This is a genomic window from Aquiflexum sp. (assembly GCF_041749095.1).
In the GTDB taxonomy this organism is placed as follows: domain Bacteria; phylum Bacteroidota; class Bacteroidia; order Cytophagales; family Cyclobacteriaceae; genus Aquiflexum.
Map to the genome: position 1 here is coordinate 1 of NZ_JBGTCA010000407.1, position 24,992 is coordinate 24,992.

25 protein-coding genes are annotated in these 24,992 nt (G+C 39.5%); 18 read left to right on the plus strand and 7 right to left on the minus strand.

Annotated features, from left to right (window positions below):
- The 8 genes from yidC to ACEW8O_RS18465 all read left to right on the plus strand — a co-directional run.
- Nucleotides 1-708, plus strand: a 708-nt coding sequence (gene yidC / locus ACEW8O_RS18430; protein WP_373496097.1) for a membrane protein insertase YidC, incomplete at its 5' end; no start/stop codon positions are given.
- A gap of 209 nt (nt 709-917) precedes the next feature.
- Complete coding sequence (locus tag ACEW8O_RS18435) at nt 918-1,601, plus strand: metal-dependent hydrolase (RefSeq protein ID WP_373496098.1); 684 nt, start codon at nt 918-920, stop codon at nt 1,599-1,601.
- A gap of 7 nt (nt 1,602-1,608) precedes the next feature.
- Complete coding sequence (locus ACEW8O_RS18440; protein WP_373496099.1) at nt 1,609-2,388, plus strand: ParA family protein; 780 nt, start codon at nt 1,609-1,611, stop codon at nt 2,386-2,388.
- A 13-nt stretch (nt 2,389-2,401) separates the two neighbouring features.
- Entirely contained in the window at nt 2,402-3,316 is a 915-nt protein-coding gene (locus tag ACEW8O_RS18445; RefSeq protein ID WP_373496100.1) for a ParB/RepB/Spo0J family partition protein, read from the plus strand.
- A gap of 51 nt (nt 3,317-3,367) precedes the next feature.
- Complete coding sequence (locus ACEW8O_RS18450) at nt 3,368-3,931, plus strand: DUF5683 domain-containing protein (RefSeq protein ID WP_373496101.1); 564 nt, start codon at nt 3,368-3,370, stop codon at nt 3,929-3,931.
- A gap of 7 nt (nt 3,932-3,938) precedes the next feature.
- A complete protein-coding gene (gene dapB / locus ACEW8O_RS18455) occupies nt 3,939-4,661 on the plus strand; it encodes a 4-hydroxy-tetrahydrodipicolinate reductase (RefSeq protein ID WP_373496102.1) in 723 nt (240 codons plus the stop codon).
- Between the two features lie 14 nt (nt 4,662-4,675).
- Nucleotides 4,676-5,752 (plus strand): signal peptidase I, encoded by a 1,077-nt coding sequence (gene lepB, locus ACEW8O_RS18460; protein WP_373496103.1) that lies wholly within the window; start codon nt 4,676-4,678, stop codon nt 5,750-5,752.
- Nucleotides 5,753-6,051: 299 nt separating this feature from the next.
- Nucleotides 6,052-6,879: a KilA-N domain-containing protein gene (locus ACEW8O_RS18465; protein ID WP_373496121.1), complete on the plus strand. Its 828-nt coding sequence runs from the start codon at nt 6,052-6,054 to the stop codon at nt 6,877-6,879.
- Between the two features lie 243 nt (nt 6,880-7,122).
- Here ACEW8O_RS18465 and ACEW8O_RS18470 read toward each other — a convergent pair whose 3' ends face one another.
- The 4 genes from ACEW8O_RS18470 to ACEW8O_RS18485 all read right to left on the minus strand — a co-directional run bounded on the left by ACEW8O_RS18470 (nt 7,123) and on the right by ACEW8O_RS18485 (nt 10,222).
- Nucleotides 7,123-7,359: a ferredoxin gene (locus ACEW8O_RS18470; protein ID WP_373496104.1), complete on the minus strand. Its 237-nt coding sequence runs from the start codon at nt 7,357-7,359 to the stop codon at nt 7,123-7,125.
- Between the two features lie 260 nt (nt 7,360-7,619).
- Nucleotides 7,620-8,870: a DUF819 domain-containing protein gene (locus tag ACEW8O_RS18475; RefSeq protein ID WP_373496105.1), complete on the minus strand. Its 1,251-nt coding sequence runs from the start codon at nt 8,868-8,870 to the stop codon at nt 7,620-7,622.
- Nucleotides 8,871-8,915: 45 nt separating this feature from the next.
- Complete coding sequence (locus ACEW8O_RS18480; protein ID WP_373496106.1) at nt 8,916-9,554, minus strand: CoA pyrophosphatase; 639 nt, start codon at nt 9,552-9,554, stop codon at nt 8,916-8,918.
- On the minus strand, nt 9,554-10,222 hold the full coding sequence (locus ACEW8O_RS18485; RefSeq protein ID WP_373496107.1) for a bifunctional isocitrate dehydrogenase kinase/phosphatase: 669 nt from the start codon (nt 10,220-10,222) through the stop codon (nt 9,554-9,556). Before ACEW8O_RS18485 ends, ACEW8O_RS18480 begins: the two co-directional genes overlap by 1 nt.
- 486 nt (nt 10,223-10,708) lie before the next feature.
- On the opposite strand from ACEW8O_RS18485, the gene aceK reads away from it, so the two are divergent.
- Nucleotides 10,709-12,436, plus strand: coding sequence for a bifunctional isocitrate dehydrogenase kinase/phosphatase (gene aceK, locus ACEW8O_RS18490; protein ID WP_373496108.1), 1,728 nt, complete (start codon nt 10,709-10,711; stop codon nt 12,434-12,436).
- Nucleotides 12,437-12,440: 4 nt separating this feature from the next.
- Here aceK and ACEW8O_RS18495 read toward each other — a convergent pair whose 3' ends face one another.
- Entirely contained in the window at nt 12,441-13,550 is a 1,110-nt protein-coding gene (locus ACEW8O_RS18495) for a hypothetical protein (RefSeq protein WP_373496109.1), read from the minus strand.
- Nucleotides 13,551-13,758: 208 nt separating this feature from the next.
- On the opposite strand from ACEW8O_RS18495, the gene ACEW8O_RS18500 reads away from it, so the two are divergent.
- A complete protein-coding gene (locus ACEW8O_RS18500; protein ID WP_373496110.1) occupies nt 13,759-14,862 on the plus strand; it encodes a DUF6544 family protein in 1,104 nt (367 codons plus the stop codon).
- A gap of 267 nt (nt 14,863-15,129) precedes the next feature.
- Here ACEW8O_RS18500 and mgtE read toward each other — a convergent pair whose 3' ends face one another.
- Together mgtE and rsmA are read right to left on the minus strand one after the other, a co-directional pair.
- On the minus strand, nt 15,130-16,497 hold the full coding sequence (mgtE, locus tag ACEW8O_RS18505) for a magnesium transporter (RefSeq protein ID WP_373496111.1): 1,368 nt from the start codon (nt 16,495-16,497) through the stop codon (nt 15,130-15,132).
- Nucleotides 16,485-17,267, minus strand: a complete 783-nt coding sequence (gene rsmA, locus ACEW8O_RS18510; RefSeq protein ID WP_373496112.1) for a 16S rRNA (adenine(1518)-N(6)/adenine(1519)-N(6))-dimethyltransferase RsmA — start codon at nt 17,265-17,267, stop codon at nt 16,485-16,487. The genes mgtE and rsmA overlap by 13 nt, the downstream gene beginning before the upstream one ends.
- Before the next feature lie 177 nt (nt 17,268-17,444).
- Between rsmA and pdxA the strand changes: the two genes are divergently transcribed.
- The 8 genes from pdxA to ACEW8O_RS18550 all read left to right on the plus strand — a co-directional run.
- Nucleotides 17,445-18,470, plus strand: coding sequence for a 4-hydroxythreonine-4-phosphate dehydrogenase PdxA (pdxA, locus tag ACEW8O_RS18515; RefSeq protein ID WP_373496113.1), 1,026 nt, complete (start codon nt 17,445-17,447; stop codon nt 18,468-18,470).
- 21 nt (nt 18,471-18,491) lie between these two features.
- Nucleotides 18,492-18,701, plus strand: a complete 210-nt coding sequence (locus tag ACEW8O_RS18520) for a (4Fe-4S)-binding protein (RefSeq protein ID WP_373496114.1) — start codon at nt 18,492-18,494, stop codon at nt 18,699-18,701.
- 2 nt (nt 18,702-18,703) lie between these two features.
- Complete coding sequence (locus tag ACEW8O_RS18525; RefSeq protein ID WP_373496115.1) at nt 18,704-18,844, plus strand: hypothetical protein; 141 nt, start codon at nt 18,704-18,706, stop codon at nt 18,842-18,844.
- Nucleotides 18,845-18,859: 15 nt separating this feature from the next.
- The gene (locus tag ACEW8O_RS18530) at nt 18,860-20,017 is read left to right on the plus strand and encodes a nitrate/nitrite transporter (protein ID WP_373496116.1); all 1,158 of its coding nucleotides are present in this window, start codon (nt 18,860-18,862) and stop codon (nt 20,015-20,017) included.
- Between the two features lie 194 nt (nt 20,018-20,211).
- Nucleotides 20,212-21,597, plus strand: coding sequence for an ATP-binding protein (locus tag ACEW8O_RS18535; protein WP_373496117.1), 1,386 nt, complete (start codon nt 20,212-20,214; stop codon nt 21,595-21,597).
- Nucleotides 21,598-21,753: 156 nt separating this feature from the next.
- Complete coding sequence (locus ACEW8O_RS18540) at nt 21,754-24,063, plus strand: ATP-binding protein (protein WP_373496118.1); 2,310 nt, start codon at nt 21,754-21,756, stop codon at nt 24,061-24,063.
- Between the two features lie 12 nt (nt 24,064-24,075).
- Nucleotides 24,076-24,504, plus strand: coding sequence for a response regulator (locus ACEW8O_RS18545; RefSeq protein WP_373496119.1), 429 nt, complete (start codon nt 24,076-24,078; stop codon nt 24,502-24,504).
- Between the two features lie 9 nt (nt 24,505-24,513).
- A partial coding sequence (locus ACEW8O_RS18550; RefSeq protein ID WP_373496120.1) for a response regulator occupies nt 24,514-24,992 on the plus strand: 479 nt, incomplete at its 3' end.

Consider the following 24,992-nt stretch of genomic DNA (forward strand, 5'->3'; position numbering starts at 1 on the left):
ATCATCATTTTGATAGTACTGATCATCAAATTGGCACTGTCACCTTTAACATACAAGTCCTATATAGGTATGGCCAAGATGAGGGTCATCAAACCTGAGATTGATGAATTGAAGGCCAAATATCCTGATGATCCTACCAAAATGCAGCAAGAGCAGATGAAGCTCTTTGGACAATTGGGTGTAAGCCCCATTTCCGGATGTTTGCCTATGGTATTCCAAATGCCGTTCCTGTTTGCCATGTTCTTTTTCTTTCCCAATTCCATAGAACTAAGACAGGAATCCTTCCTTTGGGCGCATGATCTTTCGACATACGATTCTATCATGAGCCTGCCGTTTACCATTCCTTTCTATGGTGCGCACGTCAGTTTGTTTACCATTCTGATGACAGTATCACAGATCGCCTATACTCATTTCAACAATCAGTTGACCGCCCAGACCGGTCCCATGAAAAATATAGGGTATATCATGCCTGTGGTATTTATGTTTGTCCTGAATTCATTTCCTGCTGCATTGAGTTTTTATTATTTTGTTTCCAATATGGTGACTTTTGGTCAGCAGGCCATTATCAAACTATTTGTGGATGATGCCAAAATCAGAGAAAAAGTAGAGGCAAATAAGTTGAAGAATGTCAACAAAAAGAAATCAAAATTCCAGCAAAAACTGGAAGATGCGATGAAAGCCGCAGATACCAACAAAAAGAAATCCTGATCAAAAGTGGCCCGAAAAGGGCCTTTTTTGATTTTCCCGATAGATTATATAATTGTGAAATTTGGATGAGGAATTGAAAAAACCCTCCCAAAACACTTGGAATGAGACTGTTATTGTAATCCACAGGCCTTTGTGGATAACATTCTGTTTCATGCAAAAATTTAAATGATATATTTGTAACATTAGGAAAAACAAGAATATCAACTCACATGATCGAACTGACCTATTATGGACATTCGTCCTATCTCGTAAAAATCAACCAAAAAACTATTCTTTTTGACCCTTTTATCAGTCCAAATCCCAAAGCATCCAATATCGATGTTGACGCCATCAAAACTGACTATGTGCTGATCAGCCATGGCCATGAAGACCATGTGGCGGATGCGGAATCCATCACAAAATCAAACAATGCCATGTTGGTTTCGAATTTTGAGGTTGCTGAATGGTTCGCTGAAAAAGGTGTAGAAAAATATCACCCCATGAATCATGGAGGAAGTAAAGAATTCGATTTTGGTACGGTGAAATATGTCCACGCTGTTCACAGCAGTACCCTTCCTGATGGTTCTTCAGGAGGTGTTGCAGGAGGTTTTGTCATTCAGCATGAGCAAGGTTGTTTTTATTACGCCGGAGATACAGCACTTTCCTATGACATGAAGCTGATAGGAGAAGAATTCAAAATTGATTTTGCCTTCCTGCCGATCGGTGACAATTTTACGATGGGAATCAAAGATGCCCTTAAAGCTGCTGATTTCGTAAGGACTAAAAAGATTATCGGAATACATTATGACACATTTCCATACATAGAGATAGATACCGAAGCCGCAAAAAAAGCTACGGAGGAAGCAGGAAAAGATTTGATTTTGCTTAATATTGGTGAATCTATTAGGCTCTGAACATTTTATGGGAAAAGTTATAGCTATTGCTAACCAAAAAGGAGGCGTAGGAAAAACCACTACGGCCATGAATCTTGCCGCCAGTTTGGCGGTTTTGGAATTTAAGACGCTGGTGGTAGATGCCGACCCACAGGCCAATACCACTTCGGGCCTTGGACATGACCCAAAGGAAATCACAACAAGCATCTATGAATGTATGGTGGACGGTATAGATATCCGCTCCATTATCCATAAAACCGAAATAGAAAAACTTGACCTGATTCCATCCCACATTGACCTGGTCGGTGCCGAGGTGGAAATGATCAACCTGGAAAACAGGGAAGAAAAAATGAAAGCGGTCATCAGCAAAATCAAAGATGACTATGATTTTGTGGTCATTGACTGTTCTCCCTCTTTGGGTCTGATTACCATCAATGCCCTTACTGCTGCAAATTCTGTCATTATCCCAGTACAATGTGAATACTTCGCATTGGAAGGTCTTGGCAAACTACTGAATACGATCAAAATAATCCAAACCAGACTTAATCCTGAACTGGAAATAGAAGGCATTCTACTTACCATGTATGATGTAAGATTACGATTGTCCAATCAGGTAGTGGAAGAAGTGAGAATGCATTTCAAAAACCTTGTTTTTGAGACAATCATTCCAAGAAATGTCCGTTTAAGTGAATCCCCAAGTTTTGGGCTGCCTGTTATTGCATTTGATGCAGAAGGCAAAGGCGCAGTAGCTTATCTCAACCTGGCCCATGAAATAGCGGTCAGAAACGGATTGGAAAAAGTAAACTGATTGAAAAATATTTATGGCTGACAAAAAACCTACACCAAAGAAAAGTGCGCTGGGAAGAGGACTGGGAGCTTTGCTGCAGGATTCCCCACAAAAAAACAAACCTGAAACACTGATTCCGGCACATCCTTCATCAGGCGTTTTTGAAATATCTCTTTCTGAAATACAGGTAAACCCTTTTCAGCCAAGGACACATTTTGACAAGGAAGCGCTTCAGGAACTTTCAGATTCCATTATCACCCAAGGTATCATACAACCCATCACGGTCCGAAGACTCGAGGAAGGCGAATATCAATTGATAGCAGGGGAAAGAAGATTTCAGGCTTCCAAAATGGCTGGACTCGAAAAAATACCTGCTTATGTCCGGACCGCCAATGACCAGCAAATGCTGGAAATGGCCCTTATCGAAAATATCCAAAGGGAAAACCTCAATGCTCTGGAAATAGCCCACTCCTATCAGAGATTACTCGCTGAATGCGACCTCAAACAGGAAGAACTCGGAGATCGGGTCGGGAAAAACAGAACAACCGTCAACAACTACCTAAGACTTCTAAAGTTACCACCTGATATTCAGGCAGGGCTTAGAGACAATAAAATCACAATGGGCCATGCCCGTGCACTTATCAATGTCGAAAACATAGACCGGCAGTTGGCGATTTTCAAAAAAACCATAGCAGAAGAACTCAGCGTCAGAAAAGTTGAAGCATTGGTACAGGCCATCAATGGTGGTCAGGAAGAAAAAGCAACTGCAGGGCCTGCTTTGGATCCTGTCAGAAAATACGAAATAGGTAAAATACAAAACCGTCTGGCCAATCATTTTGGCGCAAAGGTGCAACTAAAATCAGATGCCAAAAGTAAAGGCGAAATAAAAATCCCCTTTAGATCATCTGAGGACCTAAATAGAATCCTGGAAATATTGGAGATCATCTGAACCTTGGAAAAGGAAAAAAACATCAGGCTTTTGTACTCTAACTTTAAAGCAATGATATACATCTGTATCATTGCTGTTTTTATTTTATTGCCTAATTTTTCTTCACAGGCACAAAATGAAGATCAGGGAATAGATACTGTAAAGATAGACTTGAGTAATAAAAATATCAAAGACCCCAGAAAAGCCACCATACTTTCTGCAATCTTACCGGGTGCAGGTCAGGTTTACAACAATAAGGCCTGGAAAGTCCCTTTGATATATGGTGGTTTTGCCGCCAATATCTATTTTATCGAATTCAACAACAGAAGATATCAGCTCTTTAGAACTGCCCTGTTTGCCTTTGACGAAAATCCAACTGATCCGGAGCGGGCTTTTCCAAACCTCAATAGGGATGGGATTGTAAGGAACGTGAATTTCTGGCGAAGGAACAGGGATTTGAATTTCTTCCTGTTCATGGGCATTTATGCTTTGAATATAGTAGATGCCAATGTGGATGCCCACCTTTCTGCTTTTGATGTAAGCGAAGATTTGACTTTCAGGTTTGAGCCCGCTTTCGAAACCTTAACTGCGGGGGGAGAAAACCTATTTGGCCTGTCACTAAAAATAAATTTCTGATCAACACATGAACATATTACTACTTGGATATGGAAAAATGGGGAAAATAATCGGTGAAATTGCCGAAACCCGTGGACATCATATCACTGCAAAAATCAACATTGACAACAGGGATGAATTGGAAGGACTTGATCCCGCTCAAATTGATGTGGCCATTGAATTCAGTCAGCCTGATGCCGCTTTTGATAATATCAGTTGGGCCATTTCAAGGGAGATCCCTGTCGTGGCAGGTACCACAGGGTGGTTGGACAAAAAGCCAAAGATTGAAACGCTTACCAATGAGAAAAACACAGCATTCTTTTATGCCTCTAATTTCAGCGTAGGTGTCAATATTTTCTTCAAAGTAAACAGTTTTCTCTCCTCCTTGATGAAGGAACAGGATTCCTATATCGTCAGTATGGAAGAAATCCACCATACTGAAAAAAAGGACGCCCCTAGCGGTACAGCCATCACCCTTGCTGAAGGTATTCTCCAAGAAATTCCAAAATTAAAGGATTGGAAATTGTCCGAGGGAATGCCCGTTTCCGAACAGATTCTCCCGATCACTTCCAAAAGAATCGATCCTGCACCGGGCACCCATATAGTTCGCTACCGTTCTGAAATCGATAATATTGAGATATCCCATACAGCCCATAGCAGGAAGGGATTTGCTGTTGGTGCAGTTTTGGTAGCCGAGTGGATAAAAAATAAAAAAGGTGTTTTATCAATGGATGATTTCCTATCTTTCTAAAATTTTAAACTAAAATGACCCAACCCAAAAATAAAAAATCCGCGGCCCGCGAATGGGCAGACGCTTTGGTTTTTGCGGTAATAGCTGCATCTCTAATCAGATGGCTTTTGCTGGAACCTTTCACCATTCCTACAGCATCCATGGAAAAATCCCTTTTGGTAGGGGATTTTCTTTTTGTGAGCAAAATGCACTATGGAACAAGGATACCCAGGACACCATTACAGGTTCCACTGACCCATCAGAAAATATGGGGAACCAATGCCAATTCCTATTTGGAATGGATCGAACTCCCCTACATCAGGCTTCCTGGTTTCACCTCCGTCAAAAGAAATGATGTTGTCGTATTCAACTATCCTGCGGAGTTTGAATATCCGGTTGACCTGAAAACCAATTATATCAAAAGGGCTGTGGCTATTCCGGGAGATATCCTGGAGATTAAAAAAACACAGGTTTATGTAAATGGAGAGATGGGATCAAATCCTGAGGATATGCAATATTCCTATGATGTGATGACAGATAGAACCCTAAGTCCTGATTTCTTTGATGATTACGGTGTCAACGTGGATAGCTATATGCCTTTTTCAAACGGATCGGGATATATGGTAATGGCCACTGCCGAGACAGCCGAAAGATTGCAAAAGTCACCTGCGGTTGGTTCAGTAACCATGAGGGTTGACAGGATGGATTTTGGTGACCCAAGGGTGTTTCCTGACGGAGCTTATTTTGGCTGGAATAAAGACAACCTTGGGCCTTTGGAAATCCCCGGCAAAGGCTGGACCATCGAAATGGATAGGGACAACATAAACAAATATGTTTTTACCATCGAGCGGTTTGAAGGCCATGAAGATGTCAAAGTCCAAAACAATGAACTCTTTATTGATGGGCAAAAAGTTACAAGCTATACCTTCAAGCAGGATTATTATTTTATGATGGGAGACAACAGGCATGATTCACTTGATTCCCGCTATTGGGGATTTGTTCCCGAAGACCATATAGTAGGAAAAGCATGGTTCCTATGGCTATCTCTTGACAAGCATAAGTCCATGTTCAGTAAGATTCGATGGAACAGATTCTTAAACGGAATCAACTGATATAAAAAGCCGGGTTTGAAAGACCTGGCTTTTTTGTTTGGACTTTATGCGGCTGTTTTTAATAAATTGACTTTTTGCTAACTTCGGAAAGGAGATGAAAATACCTAAAGTGAAGTAAGGAAGAGTTAAGTTTTTTTTTAAAATACTCTAATATGTATTTTTATCTAATCTATTGGATTTAAGTTCGATTTATTCACTCCAAATTTAGAGTAATTAAATATTGAGTTGGATTTTGATTTTTTTAACCCCATCGAAATCGATGTGGTTGGAACAAAAATAAATTACAGATGGCAAAGAAAATAAGTACAATAGTTGTAAAGCAAATTAGTGTAGATGTATTTCAAACGGAAGAACAAGAGTACATTTCATTAACAGATATTGCAGCTTTTAAAAATCCTAATGCCCCAAAAGATGTCGTGAAAAACTGGTTAAGAAACCGAAGCACGATTGAATTTATAGGACTCTGGGAACAGATAAACAACCCTGATTTTAAATGGGTCGAATTCGACTCCTTTTTATTGGAAGCGGGTAGCAATAGTTTTACACTTTCACCTAGTAAATGGATTGAAAGTACCCACGCCATTGGTATTATTTCAAAGCAAGGCAGAGGAGGCGGTACTTTTGCTCAAAGGGATATTGCTTTTGAATTCGCTTCATGGATAAGTGCTGAATTTAAATTGTACCTTATTAAGGAATATCAACGCCTCAAAGAAGAAGAAAACAACCGGCAAAAACTTGACTGGAACCTACAAAGAACCCTTGCAAGGGTCAATTACACCATCCATACCGATGCTATTAAGGAACGACTGATTCCTGAAAAACTTACAGGAAAACAAACTTCTTTGGTGTATGCCACAGAAGCGGATTTATTGAATATGGCACTTTTCGGAAAAACAGCCGCAATTTGGCGAGCTGAAAACCCCGATTCTAAGGGTAATATGCGGGATGAAGCCACCCTTGAACAGTTGGTAGTACTCTCCAATCTAGAAAGCTTAAATGCAGTGCTGATTAGACAGGGCTTGGAACAATCTGAACGCTTGAAGCAACTCAACCAAATTGCCATTACGCAAATGACTTCTTTGGTTAACAATTCGAACTTGAATAAACTTAGAGTTAATAATCTATAAGATGTATTTGTTTAAATGAAGACTTTAAGAAAACAATCTTCGCACATAAGTTTAATCTTTTTTATAAAAAATCTGAATTAATCCAACAAGCTGTTGGACAATTAGAAAGTACAACTCTTGAAGGCATTAACGAAATCGTCCACCAAGCTGATGGACGAATAAAGTGTAGTTTTATTTTTAGATTTATAAACCTTTGCATTATCGAATTAACTTATCCACTGACCCTTCAAAAATTTTTAAAACCTACCCCAATTTCTTCTTCAACCCTCCTATTTCTGCTTTTTTCAACACCTCATTATTAACCACCACAATAGGTCCCGATTTACAGAAATCCATGCACTTGGTCTTGATGATTTTGTATTGGCCTTTGTGGTCCTCCGAAGCAATCAGGTCTTTGATTTCCTTTTGTAATTTCTTACAACCTCCCTTTTTACAATCAGATCCGTTGCATATAAATATAAATTTGCGGTAAGTGGCCATTTTGGTTTGGTGAGTTGTAGTGATTCCGCCTCAGCGGAAGGTTCTAATTTTTTTTAGTGTTCGTTGAGCTGGTATGCATGACTTTTTTTGAATTTCTTATCTTGCTCGCATCTCAACTCTCGCTTCATCATCTTGCATCTAAAGAGATTGCCACGTCGCACGAAAGACTATTCAAAATATCAAAGTTTCCCAAGTGCTCCTCGCAATGACGCATATCTCACGTCTCAAATCTCAAGTCTCCCATCTCACATCTCCAGCCCCTACCCATGCACAATCTGCATCAGCAAACCACAAATATACGCACCATAAGTTCCAACAGCATAACCCAATACTGCCATCAACACGCCAACCGGAGCCAATGATGGATTAAAGGCTGAGGCAACTATTGGTGCAGAAGCTGCCCCACCGACGTTAGCCTGTGAACCTACTGCAACAAAGAAGAAAGGTGATTTGATAATAAATGCCACTATCAACATGATCATCACATGGAACATCATCCATAGAATTCCTATCAGGAAGAGAATGGGGCTGTCAAATATTGCCATCAGATCCATTTGCATCCCTATAGTCGCTACCAACACGTATAGAAGTACAGAACCTAGTCTTGAGGCACCCGCACCTTCAAGTTCCCTTGCTTTGGTAAAGGAAAGAATCAATCCACCTGTAGTCGCAATCACCACTATCCAAAAGAACGGTGAATCCAATGAGTATTGGCTAAGTTGGGGATAATTTGCACCGATAAATGGTGCCAAAATATCTGCATTGAAATGTGAAAAGCCGGTTATGGCAAAGCCAATACCGAAAATTTTCATGGTATCTGCCATGGTTGGGATTTTGAGCAGGCTTTCTCTATAATTCTCCACCTTTATCTGCAGGGCATGAATGGCTGAACTATCAGCTTTGAAGATTTTGTCAATAATCTCTGGTTTCGCTGCCCAGTATAGTAAGACAGCCATCCATACATTGGCCACCAATACATCAACAGCTATCATCTGCGAAAAAAGTGAGGGACTTGCACCAAATACTTCCAACATGGCTGTTTGGTTGGCGCCCCCACCTATCCAACTTCCGGCAATGGTCGCCAAACCTCTCCACACCTCATCAGGTCCTGCTCCTCCAAGTATATCAGGATGGAAGGTAGATACAGTCAATAATGCCAAAGGTCCTCCGATTATAATTCCCAAAGTCCCTGCAAGGAACATGATCAATGCTTTTGGTCCCAGCTTGAGGATACCTTTAAAATCTATGCTCAATGTCAACAGTACCAAAGACGCTGGCAACAAGTATCTGGAAGCCATCCTGTACAAGCCTGAGGTTTCGCCTGAAATCACCCCAAATGAATTCAGCAAAGCTGGAATAAAATAACAGAGTAAAATAGAAGGAACAACCCTGTAGAATTTGACCCAAAAAGGAGATTTGCTTGAAGAGGTGGAAAACACCAAAGCCAATACAGTCATCAACAATCCAAATACAACAGCATCATTGCTGATCAAAGGGGCTTCTATTTCCATAGTTTCATTGTTATGCTTACAACAATACCACAAAACCCACAAACTTCAAAACTCTTGGGAATCCCAGAGATAGGTGAATTCTCCCAGCATCATTGCGGTTGCGCCCCATACCACTTCCCTTTCAATATCAAAATATGGTGCTTCAAGATTCAATCCCGAGCTTGCCTTTACATTTGTCTTTTTTCTGATATTTCTATCCAAAATCAATGAAAAGGGACAGCTTATGATTCTTTCAACTTCTTTGGGATCTGGAATGAATTTGGGCTTTTCTTCAACAAAACCGATGTAAGGCGAAACCATAAAATTACTTGGAGGAATATATACATCAGAAAGCTTTCCCAAAATCCGGACTTTTTCCCCATCCACCCCGATTTCCTCTTCGGCCTCTCTGATGGCGGTGACACTCAGATCCCCGTCTTCGGTTTCCCACTTTCCTCCGGGAAATGCGATCTGACCACCATGGACTCCCGGATAATTCGGACGCTTAATAAAGGGAACAAAACTACTTCCTGCATCAGGATAAAAAAGCATCAGAACAGCTCCTTTTCTATGGTCATCCCTGATCATCGACACAAATCGCTCTTCATCCACAGGTTGAGGGGCCATGGTGACCTGTCCCAATCTTCCGGGCAAAGGATTTTGAAGCATTATTTCAAGCTTTTTTACTACCTCACCTATCTCCATCAAAAATCAATGTTATCAAGTTTCTCTTTTAGGTACTTTGTTTTGGGATATTGGGTTGTATGATAGGGATGAATAAATTCATAATAAACCTGCTCTTCTGGGTTGATCAGCCATATTTTGGGGGTGGTTCCTTCTTCATCTTCAAAAAATCCCGTCACCATCAATAGCTCAGGATTGATCCAAACCGCTTCTTCAAATCCCCCCGATGGTCCCATAAAAAGTAACCTTTCCCGCATACCGTTGGATTTGAAATAAATCACCTCAGAATCCGGGTTAAATGAAACTTTATCTTCTTCGGGCATTACCACCTTGTAACTGTAAATATCCACAACGCCATCTCCTTCCGGATGAGGTATCAAATATTTGTAAAATGGACTTCCTGGCTGAATATGATTTTCTTCCGGCCATTCCAAAGATTCATAAGGAATTTCCCTACTCAAAGTGAATCCGGAAGGTTCAAAAACCGGATCATTTTTTTTCCAGAAACTCCCCCATTTGGGAATCTGCTGAAGACCTATGGATAGCAACTGCCTATGCTCTTCTTCCATACTGATTTCAGCATCCACAACTACATCCTCTTTTTTTTCTTTCTCAAAAGTACAGCCACCAAGCAGGGCCAAGGAAAGTATCATCACGTGTCTGATGGAATAATTGGAAAAAAGGTTCATCGGTTAAGGGCTAAAGAACTACGAATGAAACATAAAATCCTCAAAAATCAAAAAAGGTCGGAACATTGCGCCGACCTTTTTCATCTCTCAAACCTATTAAACCTATTGTAGATATTCATTGTATGAATAACACGATTGAAAGGTAAATAATGTTTTTAAAATGTCCAAACAATCGATTGCGAAAATTTTATTTTGTCAAATCCCGAAGAGGATTTTCAATAAAAAAAGGTTAGAAATGACATGTGATTTTTCACTAAAATACCTGAAAATTATATCAATATAATTTCAAATTTATTCAAGGACAATATTTCATTTCAAATAAATATTGTTGATTGTCAAATCAAATTTTGCGCATTTCAACCTATATTTTTTTAAGAGTTTTATTCCATTTGGACAGGAAGAATCTTAATTCTGACTATATTTCATGGCCATTTTCTTCCGGAATTTCCTTTGAAATCTTTCAGAAAATTGATGAAAAATATTTTTATGGATAAAGAAAAAATTGAACATACCGTGCAGGAAATCTCCGATGGTTTTGAATCTTATTTCAAAAACTTCAAAGAACTTACCGGGTTTGCTCCTCAATATTTCAAAAACAGAGATTGGACCGGAATGCAATTGAACCATCGTAAAAGACTGCGACTGTACAAAGACCAAGTGAGGTCAACCCGCGAAAAGATATGCGATTATCTTGGTAAAACCGTAGCCGAATTTGATTTTTGGCATGAATCAAAATCGAAATATTCAGAGGTGATTTCAAATAGAAAAGACAAAGAACTTGCAGAAACTTTTTTCAATTCGATAATCAGAAAGACTTATCCCGGTCTTGCCATCAATGATTCACTCATGTTTGTACATGAAGGTTATGATGCTTGTGAAATTTATCCCACTGAGGGTCTGTTTTACAGCTATCCCGCAGAATGGGGCCTTAAAACCATTATTGAAAAAATCCTGGATGATTTTGATTTTGGCGTTCCATACTTGAACAAGAAAGATGATGTACAGTTTCTGGTCAATAGTGTCATAGAGGTAATCTTGACAAGATACAAGGCAACTGACGACACCACTACTCAGGTATTGAAAAGTGTGTTTTACAGGAATAAAGCTGCCTACCTTATTGGCAGAACAAGGGTGGAAAAAAAGTGGATGCCTTTTGTCATACCTTTTATTCATAGTGAAGAGGGTGTAGCTGTAGATACCCTGATATTTAATCCCAATTTAATGAGTGGACTATTCAGTTTCACAAGGTCCTATTTCATGGTCGAAACTGACATTCCTTCCCAAATGATTTCTTTTCTCAATTCAGTGATTACCCAAAAAAAAATTCATGAACTGTATAATTCAATAGGATTCAACAAGCACGGAAAAACGGAATTCTATAGAGATTTTTTAAATCATTTGGACAAAAGTGATGATCAATTTATTGTGGCAGAAGGTGTCAAGGGGATGGTGATGACGGTATTTACTTTACCGTCTTACAATATTGTTTTCAAGATGATCAAAGATTATTTTGATCCTCCCAAAACAATGACAAGACAGGAAGTCAAGGAGAAATACAAAATGGTCGGACTCCATGACCGGGTGGGAAGAATGGCTGACACCCATGAATTTGAGGAGTTCCACTTGCCCTTGGACAGAATTCATCCAGCGCTGATGGAAGAGCTATGGAATACAGTCAATTCACTGATAGAAATCAACAACAATGACCTGATCATCAAGCATGTATATATCGAAAGAAGAATGATCCCTTTGAATATTTACCTGGAAAACTGTTCGTATGAAGAAGCCAAAATAGCTGTAGAAGAATATGGCAATTCGATATTGCAACTGGCTCAGGCCAATATTTTTCCAGGAGATATGATGACCAAAAACTTTGGGGTGACCAGACAAAAAAGGGTCATCTTTTATGATTATGATGAAATCGAATTCATGACGGACATGAATTTCAGATGGAAACCCAAACCAGAAAACTATGAGCAGATTTATGCATCGAGCCCTTGGTATGATATTGCTCCTAATGATGTGTTTCCGGAAGATTTCAAAAGATTTATGATCGGAAGATCAGATGTCAGGGAATATTTTTCTGAATACCATAAAGACCTCTTCGATCCTGAATACTGGCAAAAAATCCAAAAAAGAATCCTAAATGGTGAATTTATCCATGCATTCCCCTATCCGGACCAAATCAGGTTCAGACCTTCATTGAAAATCTAGGCGATCATTTTATCCTCTCCCATTTAGATTTCATTTCCCAACTTCCATCTACCTCTTCCAATTCGGCTGTCCATCTGTATGTTTTTGGCCAATGCTTAAAGGTCTTTACAACTTTGTAGAGAAACCAGACAGTAAGTTTGGGTTCATTGGGAATCCAGCCCTCAGAAGGCTCAAGTAAAATCCTTATTTTGTTTCCGTGTTTTTTGACATTGTAATTCCCACCAATCATCCCTGTACTGCTATGACCTTTCACTGAAAAATTCCCTGACAATTCTACATTATCTTTGAGCAAATTAATTTGCGGAAATGCAGGCTCAAAAAGAATATTTATTTCATGATCAGATGTCATCTTTGTCATCATCTTGATTTCCAAAGCAGGACCGTTTTCCGAGATTTCCAATTGGGTATTTTCCCAACCAATCATTTGATTTCCAGTTATATCCATTGTTTCCAGTTTTCCATCCACTGCGGAGTTAAATGTTACTATAAATGGATCTGCAGAATATCTGGTAAAATACATCCATGTCCCATCCAAAGGAATCGGAAATGTATCAGGCTTGTGTTGTTTTCCATCAATTGTTAATTGAAAACCGGTATGTTTTCTCCTTACAAAATAAAAGTCATGCACATAAACAAGAGGCATAGCAGAAGGACTTTCAGCCGCATCACCCATCGGTGCCAATAGACCAAATGGCTGCCTTTTTTTCGGATGTTGTTCAAAAATCCTAATTTCAATTTTCCTTTTATCAATATCTTCAAAAGAAATATCCGCTCTTACCCCGGCCTCAAGAACCTCAAAAACAGCGCTCCCAAATTCTCTTACCAACATTAGATTCAAACCTTTCCCCGTGATGTCATAGGTATCAGGATTGAGTTTTAATCCATCTTCATGATAAACATCTACCTTTAAATCATTTCTCCATCCAATCACAAGAAGTCCTTTTCCATGAATAGGGTCATCAAAATACTGGGGTTCAAATCCCTTGTAAATGGCATCAGGGTTATTTTCGAAATTGACCAAAAGCAAGCGTTTCATTGGGTCAATTTGAAATGAAAATGGATTCAACAAACCATTGTTTTTTTTATTTAAATATATGGATTCAGCATGTTTCATTTCTATTCGATTCAAGATTTAACAGTTACTTCCAAACGAAGGAAAATCAAATCATTAAATCCAGTCAATTCCCTTGTTCTTTTCTTTAAACCCAAATTTAATTTTTAAAATTGATCTCAGTCAAAACCAAAATCAATAGAATACATGATTCTTGTCAGGGGAATTTGGGGATTAACAAACTAATTTCCATCCATCAAACTCTACGACAATGAAAGTCCTCTTCCTGATCCTGATCTTAATACATGCCTTGATACATATTTTGGCATTTCTGAAAGCTTTTGACATCGCTGAATTGACGGAATTTACGAGCCCCGTTTCAAAACCTATGGGATTGATTTGGCTCTTGTCGCTTATTTTATTGAGTGTATCGGCTATCTTATTCATTACCAATTACCCTCTCTGGTGGGTATGGGGAATTTTTGGGGCTGTTCTTTCCCAAATCCTGATATTTCAGTTTTGGTCAGAAGCCAAATTCGGTACTATCCCTAATCTTATCATCATTTTGGTCTCAATCGTAGCCTACGCTCAATTCAATTTTAAGCAAATGGTCAACCAAGAGATTGATTTTATTCAAGAAAAATCTTCAATACAAGACAAAAATACTATCACCAAAGAAATGATTGTGGACTTACCTTTCCCTGTTAGAAATTGGTTAGATAAAAGCGGAATCGTGGGTAAACCTGCCATGAAGGTAGTTAAAATGGAACAGACATTTGAAATCAAACTAAAACCTGATCAAAATGAATGGCTCAAAGCTGATGCTGAACAATATATCAGTAGCTACCCTCCCGCTTTTGTCTGGAAAGCGGATATGAAAATCATGCGATTTATCAATACCATGGGAAGGGATAAGTTTATAGATGGGGAAGGTGAAATGCTTTTTAAAATACTTTCAATCTTTCCAGTTGCCAAGGATGGATATAATCCTCAAATTAATGAGGCCGCGCTGCAAAGGTTTTTGGGGGAGATTGTTTGGATTCCAAAAGCTGCATTAGAGGATTACATCACTTGGAAAGCCCTTGACCATCAATCGGCCAAAGCCACCATCACTTTCAAAGGCACAACAGGTTCTGGAATATTTACATTCAAAGAAAATGGTGAATTTGAGAAATTTTCAGCACTACGCTTCATGGGAAGTGGTCCAGAAGCCCAAAGAATCGAATGGGTTGTAAAGGCCCTAGAAACAAAAGAGATAAATGGAATTAAAATTCCGGTACGATGCAATGCTACGTGGCGCTTGGAATCAGGTGACTGGACCTGGGCAAAAATTGAAGTGAGAAAATATGATTTTGTGCCTTGGGCAGAGGGATGAGGGGTGAAGGAAGGATAAAGGTAGAGGGTAGATTTTAGATTGTAGATTTTAGATTGTAGTACTGCCTGCCTGACAAAACAGGTTGTAGATTTAACAATCTCGGTTCTCGCATCTCGGTTCTCGGTTCTCGCTTCTCTTGATTCCTGGCTTCCCGATACTCGGGACAGGCATTGCTTCTTTTTTTCTCAGCTCTCGCATCTCGGTTCTCGCATCTCGCTTCCCGTCTCTTGTTTCTTGGCTCTTGTATCTTGATTCTTGGCTCTTGATTTAGATCTCCAACAACCACATAGCCACACCAAAATAAACCGCTAATCCCAAAAGGTCGTTTGCAGTGGTAATAAAAGGGCCCGAAGCTATGGCCGGGTTGATTCCGAATTTATTCAGAATTAGGGGGGTAACGGTTCCCATAAATGAGGCCATCAATACCACACAGAACATGGCCAATCCAATGGTAAAACCGAAAATCCATTCATGTTTATATAATAAGGCGACCACAAGGGTAACAAAAACACCAAGGACAACTCCATTGACCAATGCAATCAGCAAACCTTTTACAAATCTTTGCCAGGGAGTATCATTAAAAACAGATTTTGAAGCCAATGTCTGTACGACCAATGATGAAGACTGAATACCGACATTTCCTCCTGTCGCTGCCACTAAAGGAATAAAAGAGGCTAATGCGATGATTTTTTGCAAACCTCCCTCAAAAAAATCAATGATACCCGCTCCCATCAATCCTCCAATCACACCTATCAATAACCAAGGGAGTCTTGCTTTTGAAATCCTGAACACGGAGTCAGATTCCTCAACATCATCAGAAATACCGGTCATAGCCTGCATATCTTCTTCCGACTGCTCCCTGATCAAATCAAGGATATCATCGACAGTAATCCTTCCCACAAGTCTGTTTTTGGCATTGACCACGGGCATCGATTCCAGGTCATATTTTCTCATGATTTCGGCCACTTCCTCACCATCCATGTAGGTGGGTACTGAAATCAACTCGGGCTCATATATATCGGAAATTTTGGTATCAGATGAGGCAAGGATTATTTTTTTCAGTGATACCCTGCCAAGGAGGTGCTGTCTGTTGTCCACCACATAGATGGAATAGATTTTTTCTACTTTTTCGGCCTGCCTTCTAATTTCCTCAATGGTCTGCACGACATTCCAGTTTTGGTTGGCTTTGATAAATTCCTTTGCCATCAAACCACCCGCTGAATCTTCATCATAGCGGAGCAATTCCAGAATGTTGGCCGATTTTTCACGCTCCTGAAGGTGGGCAATGACCTCTTCCCTTTCTTTAGAGGACATCAGGATCAAAATATCCGCCGCATCATCAGAATCCATCTGATCAATTAAGGATGCCAATTCCAAAGGTTCCATTTCCCTGATGACCTTAATCAGGGAATCCTCATCCAATTCTATAAGAATATCAGCTGAGACAACCGGCTCCAACAACCTCAAAACATAAATGGCTTCATCCATATTCAGCTCATCCAGAATTGCAGCAATATCCGCGACATTCACCCCTTCCAGGGACTGAATGATATAATCATTATCATTTATTTCAATCCCCTCACGGAGACTTTCCAAATATTCTTTTGATAATTCAAATGTTTTTATTGATTCCAAGATTCCTGTAATTTTTGAGTTAAACCAATAAATTCCTGCACATCCAGCTGCTCAGCTCTTTTGTCCAATATTGGATCCTGATTTAAGGCTGCAGAGATACCAAAGGGCTTGAGACAGTTCCTCAAGGTTTTGCGCCTTGTCGAAAATGCCTGCTTGACCACTTTGAAGAATTTTTTTTCATCGCAATCCAATGTTTCAACACCATTCCTTGTTAACCTGATCACTCCTGAATTGACTTTGGGAGGTGGATTGAACACTTCCGGAGGTACTGAAAACAAGTATTCTATATCATAGAATGCCTGTAACATCACAGACAAAATTCCATAATCCTTATTTCCTTTTGGCGAAGCTATTCGTTGGGCAACCTCTTTTTGAAGCATACAGACTACTTCTGTCACCTGATTTCTTTGTTCTAAAACTTTAAAAAAGATCTGGGAAGAAATATTATAGGGAAAATTCCCGGCTATGACATAAGGACTATCCATAATTGACGCAAAATCTGCCTTAAGAAAATCTGCTTCAATAATCTTATCCCCCAAATCAGGATACTTTTGATGAAGATATCGAATAGATTCCTTATCAATTTCCACCAAATAAAGATCCCAATTTTCTGCCAAAAGAAAATCAGTCAAAACACCCATACCCGCACCTATTTCAAGGACTTTTTTGATTCCCAAATGACCCTTAACTGCCTTTGCGATATTTTCTGCGATACTAAGATCAGTCAAAAAATGCTGCCCGAGGTGTTTTTTGGGTTTGACTTTCTCCATTGGCTATTGTATGATTATTTTATATAAATTGCAGTTCAAAAATAAGAGAATTATCCTTAAGCCCCACTATTATTTGTCATCAACGAGGAGGTTTGCTCTTATAATAAGTTTAAAACAAATCTGATCCATAATCGATTGGAGAAGATTTTAAAAAGATTTTCATAAGCAAATATTTTAATGAATCAAAGAAAACACAAACCACTTATCGGCATCAGCATTGGAGATATTAACGGTATAGGACCGGAAGTCACTATCAAGGCACTTTTAGATAGCAGATTGCAAAAACTGGTGACACCTGTCATTTACGGGCATGGAAAAGTTCTTTCTTTTTACAGAAAGCAATTGGGTCTGGAAGATTTCAATTTTATGCAGATAAGAAGCATTGACGAAGTCCACCACAAAAAAATAAATGTGATCAATGTCTTGGATGAAAGCCCTGAGGTCATACCGGGAGTAGAAACCCAAGAAGCTGGTAAATTGGCTTTGGCATCTCTTGACCAGACTATCAAGGATCTTAAGGACAACAAACTTGATGCTTTGGTAACAGCTCCACTGAATAAAAACAATATCAATACCCCTGAAAAAAAATTCGTGGGCCATACCGAGTACCTCACTGAAGCTTTTGGAGCGAACAATAGCCTTATGTTTTTGGTAGCAGAGGACATCAGGGTCGGGTTGGTAACAGGGCATGTTGCTATAAAAAATGTAGCTCAGAACGTTACTTCCGAAAACATCAAAAGCAAACTTAACATCATGAACCAGTCTCTGAAAAATGACTTCGGAATAGGAAAACCCAGAATAGCAGTGCTGGGATTGAATCCACATGCAGGCGAAGAAGGTCTTCTTGGCGACGAGGAGCAAAACATTATCGCACCTGTCATCAGGGAATTTAAGGACCACGGTCACCTTGTATTTGGCCCTTATTCGGCTGATGGTTTTTTTGGCATGATGCACCAGAAGAAATTCGATGGAGTATTGGCGATGTACCACGATCAGGGTCTCATTCCATTCAAGTCAATGGCATTTGAAACAGGAGTGAATTTCACCGCAGGATTGCCCATAGTCCGTACTTCTCCCGACCATGGTACTGCCTACAATATTGCCGGAAAATCACAGGCAGATGAAGGCTCCATGCAGGCAGCTATCCTGCAGGCGTACGATATCGTCAGAAACAGAGGCAATTGGGAAGAAGATCAAGATTGACAAAATAAGAAAAATACTGCCATGGATAAAAAAGGATATAGCAACGGAGAGGTTACTATCACTTGGGAACCCAAAAAATGCACCCATTCAGGAAACTGTGTAAGAGGCCTGCCTAAAGTATTCAGGCCAAAAGAGAAACCTTGGATCAAAATTGATCTAGGCTCTTCCAATGAAATGGTTGAACAAGTGAAAAAATGTCCTTCAGGAGCTTTAGGGTATTATTTTGAATAAGAATGAAATATATATGGTTACTTTATGTCGGTGGAATATTTTTCGGATTTGTCCTTTCCAAAAAACTTGATTCGATTTCCAGAAAAGATATCAGGGCAGCTCAAAAACTTTTGAACCTCGAATTTTCAAAAGGATTTGAATAGCTGATACAATTCCCGATGAAACGCATTCTGCCCATCATAGTCCTTTGCCAATTTCTTTGCACATCGCTATGGTTTGCAGGCAATTCGGTTTTACCGGATTTGATTGGTCCACTGAATCTTAACCGGACTTTTTTGGGGAATCTGACCAGTGCAGTGCAATTGGGCTTCATTTCAGGAACTTTGATTTTTGCGGTTTTTACGATTTCCGATAAATTCTCTCCTTCCAAGGTATTCTTGATCTGTGCCATTTTGGGAAGCATATTTAATTTTATGATGAGCATTGATGGTTTGAAGGGCATTGATATCCTGATTTTCAGGTTTATGACAGGTTTTTTCCTTGCAGGTATTTACCCTGTGGGAATGAAAATCGCTTCTGACTATTTTCAAAAAGGTCTGGGAAAATCACTGGGATTTTTGGTCGGAGCCTTGGTTTTGGGCACCTCATTTCCCCATCTGGTCAAAAGTGTGACGGATGGATTACCTTGGAAATCAGTGATATATACCACTTCTTTCCTTGCCGTCACCGGTGGGATTATATTAGTCAGCACCATTCCTGACGGCCCATTTAGACGGCCTGGAAAAAAGTTTGATTTCAGTGCATTTTTTGATGTATTCCGGATCAGGGCATTTCGTGCAGCCGCTTATGGTTATTTTGGCCACATGTGGGAATTATATGCTTTCTGGGCATTTATTCCCTTTATCCTCCAATTTTTTGGAACGCTACACGATACAGATTTCAATATACCTTTGTGGTCATTTATTGTCATTGCCGTAGGGGGAATATCCTGTGCGCTCGGGGGAATACTTTCTGAAAGGTTCAGTCCAAAATCCATAGCTTCATTTGCCCTCAGTATTTCAGGTATTTGTTGTCTCCTGTCACCTTTTTTCTTGTTACAACCAAATTCAGAAATATTTTTGGTTTTTCTCGTGATTTGGGGTTTGTTCATTACCGCTGATTCACCTATGTTTTCCACTTTGGTTGCCCAAAATTCCCCGGATACCTCCAAAGGTACCGCCCTTACGATTGTCAATTGTTTGGGCTTTGCCATTACCATTATCAGCATTCAAACCATCAACTTCTTTTCTTTTTCCATTCCCCCACAGTATCTCTTTCTAATTTTGGGTATTGGTCCTATTTTGGGGGTGTTTGCTGTACTTAAAGCGAGAATTTGAAATTTGCATGTTTTAAATTTCCATGAAAATCTCTACCAGAAAATTGAGAATTCAGAATAATATATATTACTTTGTCAGGATAGTGTGGTATAATTTCAATTTATGTATTTGCCATGCAAAAAAAATGCTTTCACCCATCACCCTATTGGATTTACAGATTAAGGATAATACTGTGCTTTCCAATGGACAACGACATGCCTGATCACCTTATGAATCTTTGGAAAAAATACAAAACCACGGTCAACCTAAACTTTGACCTGTACAATGAAGAAGGCGATGATATCAACCATTGGAAAAACATCCTCTTTGCCAAAACCATCATCTGTATTCTTCCCCTTTCCTTTATCGCCCTGATACCAGGTCTAGTTTACAGTTGGGAAATTGCCAATTATCAGATTTTTGTAATGGATTTTTTGGCACTTTTAATAGTGGTATCTATTGGTTTGGTTCCTGGGATAAAAATTGGATTAAGGAAAACGCTTTTTATTTCCATCTTTTATATTGTTGCCACTTTTTTTCTTCTGGTCATTGGAATCACTGGCCCTGGGTTAATATATCTTTTATCAGCCACATTTTTCTGCGTGATGATTTTTCCAAACAAATACTCCTATCATCCTACGATTGCCAATTTGGTGATTTGTTTGCTCATATTGGCACTCATTCCATTTTCTGTTTTACCATGGTCAGAAAGGTCCTATCACAATTTCAATGCCTGGATAGCAACCGCCTCCAATCTGATTTTTTTGAGTTTCGTTACTTCCATGATCATCCCATTGGTGTTCAACGGCCTGAAGAAAGCCATTCAAAAAGAGAAAAAGTCCAAATTGGAACTGGATGAAAAAAATCTGGAATTGTTAAAAACCATGGAAGAACTCAAAAGCAAAAACACCGACCTCGAAGTTTTTGCCTATTCTGCTTCCCATGACCTTCAGGAGCCACTAAGGATGATTACCGGTTTCTTGGCCCAACTGGAAAAAAATTACAATGATAAATTAGACGAGCGAGGTAAAAAATACATCTATTTTGCTGTGGACGGAGCGCAAAGAATGCGGAAGATCATACAGGATGTTTTGGAATATTCCAGAATCGGCAAAAAGGAGGAAGAAAAAGAACCGGTGGACGTCCATGTAATTGTGGATGAAATTTGCGAGCTAAATAAAAGGTGTATAAAAGAAAAATCAGCCCTAATCCTCAAAAAAAACCTGCCCTCAATTCACAGCTTCAAAACACCACTGCTACAAGTTTTTCAGAACTTGATCGGTAATGCACTCAAATATAGCCGCAGTGACGTAAAGCCTGAAATCTGGATTTCTGCCGAAGAAGCTCCTACTAGGTGGATTTTCTCGGTAAAAGACAATGGGATAGGCATCAATCCCGAATATCATGACCGGATTTTTATCCTCTTCCAAAGACTGCATAGTAAAGGCGAATATGAAGGCACGGGCATGGGGCTCGCCATTGTCAAAAAAATCGTGGATAAACTTGGAGGGGAAATATGGCTGGATTCAGTTGAGGGTCATGGCACTACTTTTTATTTTACAGTTCCCAAACAGTTTGAAGAAGAATATTTGCTGAATTGACAAAGGAATAAAAGGTTTCATTCTTAATTAAAATTTTACTACTTTGATCCTGTATTATAAAATCTATCTCGTTTTATTACAGATCTTTTCTTTTCATTAACCCAAAGGTCTATAGGACTCCTCCCTATTCCGGCCATAAAGTAATTCATATCGTTCATGCCTTATTCGGATTCACATCTTGAACATGAGTTGTTAAATTCCCTCTGCGAGCATCTCCCTGTCCCATTTGTCAGGATATTACAGACAACGGATAGGGGATTAAAGCTATTATTCTGCAATAAGAGTATCGAAGAACTTTCCGGTTTATCGAATGACGAATTGATTGAAAAAGAGGAGTATTTTTGGAGGATATTTGGACCAAAAGGAAAAGGTCAGATTGAAAAACTGATGGCAGTGGCAGTCTTGGACACCAACAAATGGGAACATAAATTTCTGGCAAAATTGTCCTCCGGAAAATCAAGATGGCTGAAAGCTTTGGGAAAATCCGGCAAGGACAAAAATGGAAATTTATTTTGGAATGTAGTTTTATTTGAAATAGATCACTGTAACAAAGGCAAGGAGCCAATCCATTCTGCTGAATCCCAACACCCTAAAAACAATACTTATCAAAATATACCACGCAAACTTTTGGACAGAGTTTACAACCTAACCAAAATAGGAGGGTGGGAATTCGATGTTGCCAAAAACAACTTTTTCTGTTCACCAATGGCCAATAAAATTCTGGAAACAGAGCAAGAAAGGCATATCGACATGAACACCTTTATTGGTTTTTTCCGGCCTGATATCCAGGTCAGTGTCAGGGTTTATTTGGAAGAAGGTATCGTCAAAGGAATTCCCTGGGATTTTGAATTGCCTATCATTACCTCCAAAGGTTATGAAAAGTGGGTTCGGTGCATAGGTCAGTCCGATTTTAAAAACGGTACATGTTGCAGGCTTTTTGGAAGTATTCAGGATATACACCAAGGAAAAATCACGGAACTAAGACTCCAAAAAACAGCAGATAATATTCCCGGTGTCATTTTTCAGTACATCCTCCAATCAGATGGTAGCGATGAAATCACCCATTTGACCAAAGGAGCCTACAAACTCTGGGGGCATTCACCTGAAGCGTGCATGGAAGATATCCAACTGATCTGGGATCAAACCAAAGGCGGTGGGGATTTTGAAAAGGTTAAGGCCAGTATAAAGCAATCTGCTGAAACCATGGAACCATGGCACTGTCAGTATAGAAGCAGGTTGCCTGACGGCAGGATATTGTGGCATGAAGGATATGGTGCACCTCAACGACTTCGTGACGGAAGCATTTTATGGGATTCTTTGATTATCGACATTACCGAAAAGAAAGAACTGGAAAACCTCCTCGAAAGGGCCAGCCAACTCGCCAAAATCGGAAGCTGGGAAATGGATCTTAGAAAAGGACCAAATGAAAATATTTACTGGTCACCCATAACCAAAATGATCTTGGAAGTAGATCCGGACTATAATCCAGCCATCACTTCCGGTTATGAATTATATGAAACTGACAGCAAAACGCTGATCAGTAATGCTACCAAAAGACTAATAGAAAAAGGAGAGGAGTTTGACCTCGAACTTCTGTTGTCAACCGCCAGTGGTAACAAAAAATGGATAAGATGTATCGGGCAATCCGAACGGAGTGACGGTAAATGCATGAAGATATATGGCAGTGTTCAGGATATCCACTGGCGAAAAACCACTGAACTTGAACTTAAAAAATTAAATAAAAACCTGAGAAAACATGTCAAAGAACTGGCAGTCTCCAATTCCGAATTGGAACAGTTTGCTTATGTGGCTTCTCATGACCTTCAGGAGCCATTAAGGATGGTTACGGGATTCTTGAGCCAGTTGGAGAAAAAATACAAAGGTCAGTTGGATGACAAGGCCAGGCAATACATCGACATAGCTGTGGATGGGGCGAATAGAATGCGAAAAATCATCTTGGATCTATTGGAATTTTCCAGATTGGGCAAAGTGGAAGAGGAACTTTCAGAGGTTTCACTTTCTGATGTCATTGAGGAAGCTTTAAAGCTACAGTCCAAAAATATAGTAGAAACCAATGCCCGGGTACAAATAGGCCCCATGCCCACTCTAATGGGTTTCCGTTCCCCTCTGATACAAGTCTTCCAGAATCTTGTTGGGAACTCACTCAAATATAGGAAAGAGGATCTTACGCCGGTGATCAGCATTTCAGCCGAAGAGTTATCAGCGGAATGGATGTTTACGGTACAGGACAACGGTATAGGAATAGACCCCCAATTCTTTCAAAAGATATTTGTGATTTTCCAAAGATTGCACACCAAAGAAAAATATTCCGGCACAGGGATAGGACTTGCCATCGTAAAGAAAATTATTGATAACTTAGGTGGGAAAATTTGGGTCGAATCCGAACCTGGAAATTGGAGTAAGTTTATATTTACCATACCCAAAAAAATCGAAACTACAAACTAAGACTTATTTTTAATGAAAAGAGAAGTACACATATTACTGGTCGAGGACAATGAAGGAGACGTGATACTGACTACGGAAGCATTTGAGGACCGGAAAATAGTAAACAAAATCAGTGTGGCCAGGGACGGACAGGAGGCACTGGATTTTATTTACAGAAGAAACAAATACGAAGGCGGAGAACTTCCTGACCTGATATTACTGGACATCAACCTTCCCAAAATAAGCGGTCATGAGGTACTTGAAATCATCAAAAACGATGAAACTGTGATGCACATCCCAGTAATCATGTTGACTACTTCCTCCTCTGAAAAAGACCTTCAATTTTCATATAAAAACCATGCAAATTGTTTTATCACCAAACCGGTGGAAGTAGAAAGCTTTTTGGATGCTATTACCAAAATAGAAGACTTTTGGTTAAGTATAGTTTCATTGCCCAAATAACCCGCATAAATGAAAAAAGACATAAAGCAATACCATCTTCTTGTAATAGAAGATAATCCCGGAGATTTTATTTTGGTAGAGGAATACCTGGAAGAAATGATATTAAACCCCGACATTACCAGGGCCCAAAGTTTTATTGAAGCCAAAAAAATACTTGAATCTTCTGAATCCGAAAAGATTGATGTCATTTTATTGGACCTTTCCCTGCCGGATAAAAGTGGGGAAATCCTGATATCTGAGATATTTGAGCTTTCTAAAGGAAAACCCATCATTGTACTTACCGGCTATGCTGATGCTAATTTTGCCATTAGATCCCTCTCAATGGGTGTTTCGGATTATCTGCTCAAAGATGACCTTACGGCTACTGCGCTATATAAAAGTATTGTTTACAACATCGAAAGAAATAAAAACATCGTCAAGCTTCAGGAATCAGAGCAACGTTATGCAGACCTTTTCCAGTCAAGTCCTCAACCTATGTGGGTTTATGA

Bases quoted from the DNA above. Each gene is read 5' to 3' on its own strand.
- ACEW8O_RS18540 (WP_373496118.1), top strand. From the start codon at position 21,754: ATGCCTTATTCGGATTCACATCTTGAACATGAGTTGTTAAATTCCCTC.
- ACEW8O_RS18450 (WP_373496101.1), top strand. From the start codon at position 3,368: ATGATATACATCTGTATCATTGCTGTTTTTATTTTATTGCCTAATTTT.
- aceK (WP_373496108.1), top strand. From the start codon at position 10,709: ATGGATAAAGAAAAAATTGAACATACCGTGCAGGAAATCTCCGATGGT.
- ACEW8O_RS18520 (WP_373496114.1), top strand. From the start codon at position 18,492: ATGGATAAAAAAGGATATAGCAACGGAGAGGTTACTATCACTTGGGAA.
- rsmA (WP_373496112.1), bottom strand. From the start codon at position 17,267: ATGGAGAAAGTCAAACCCAAAAAACACCTCGGGCAGCATTTTTTGACT.
- dapB (WP_373496102.1), top strand. From the start codon at position 3,939: ATGAACATATTACTACTTGGATATGGAAAAATGGGGAAAATAATCGGT.
- ACEW8O_RS18500 (WP_373496110.1), top strand. From the start codon at position 13,759: ATGAAAGTCCTCTTCCTGATCCTGATCTTAATACATGCCTTGATACAT.
- ACEW8O_RS18475 (WP_373496105.1), bottom strand. From the start codon at position 8,870: ATGGAAATAGAAGCCCCTTTGATCAGCAATGATGCTGTTGTATTTGGA.
- ACEW8O_RS18535 (WP_373496117.1), top strand. From the start codon at position 20,212: ATGCCTGATCACCTTATGAATCTTTGGAAAAAATACAAAACCACGGTC.
- ACEW8O_RS18480 (WP_373496106.1), bottom strand. From the start codon at position 9,554: ATGGAGATAGGTGAGGTAGTAAAAAAGCTTGAAATAATGCTTCAAAAT.
- ACEW8O_RS18440 (WP_373496099.1), top strand. From the start codon at position 1,609: ATGGGAAAAGTTATAGCTATTGCTAACCAAAAAGGAGGCGTAGGAAAA.
- ACEW8O_RS18495 (WP_373496109.1), bottom strand. From the start codon at position 13,550: ATGAAACATGCTGAATCCATATATTTAAATAAAAAAAACAATGGTTTG.
- ACEW8O_RS18435 (WP_373496098.1), top strand. From the start codon at position 918: ATGATCGAACTGACCTATTATGGACATTCGTCCTATCTCGTAAAAATC.
- ACEW8O_RS18470 (WP_373496104.1), bottom strand. From the start codon at position 7,359: ATGGCCACTTACCGCAAATTTATATTTATATGCAACGGATCTGATTGT.
- ACEW8O_RS18525 (WP_373496115.1), top strand. From the start codon at position 18,704: ATGAAATATATATGGTTACTTTATGTCGGTGGAATATTTTTCGGATTT.
- pdxA (WP_373496113.1), top strand. From the start codon at position 17,445: ATGAATCAAAGAAAACACAAACCACTTATCGGCATCAGCATTGGAGAT.
- ACEW8O_RS18530 (WP_373496116.1), top strand. From the start codon at position 18,860: ATGAAACGCATTCTGCCCATCATAGTCCTTTGCCAATTTCTTTGCACA.
- lepB (WP_373496103.1), top strand. From the start codon at position 4,676: ATGACCCAACCCAAAAATAAAAAATCCGCGGCCCGCGAATGGGCAGAC.
- ACEW8O_RS18445 (WP_373496100.1), top strand. From the start codon at position 2,402: ATGGCTGACAAAAAACCTACACCAAAGAAAAGTGCGCTGGGAAGAGGA.
- ACEW8O_RS18485 (WP_373496107.1), bottom strand. From the start codon at position 10,222: ATGAACCTTTTTTCCAATTATTCCATCAGACACGTGATGATACTTTCC.
- ACEW8O_RS18545 (WP_373496119.1), top strand. From the start codon at position 24,076: ATGAAAAGAGAAGTACACATATTACTGGTCGAGGACAATGAAGGAGAC.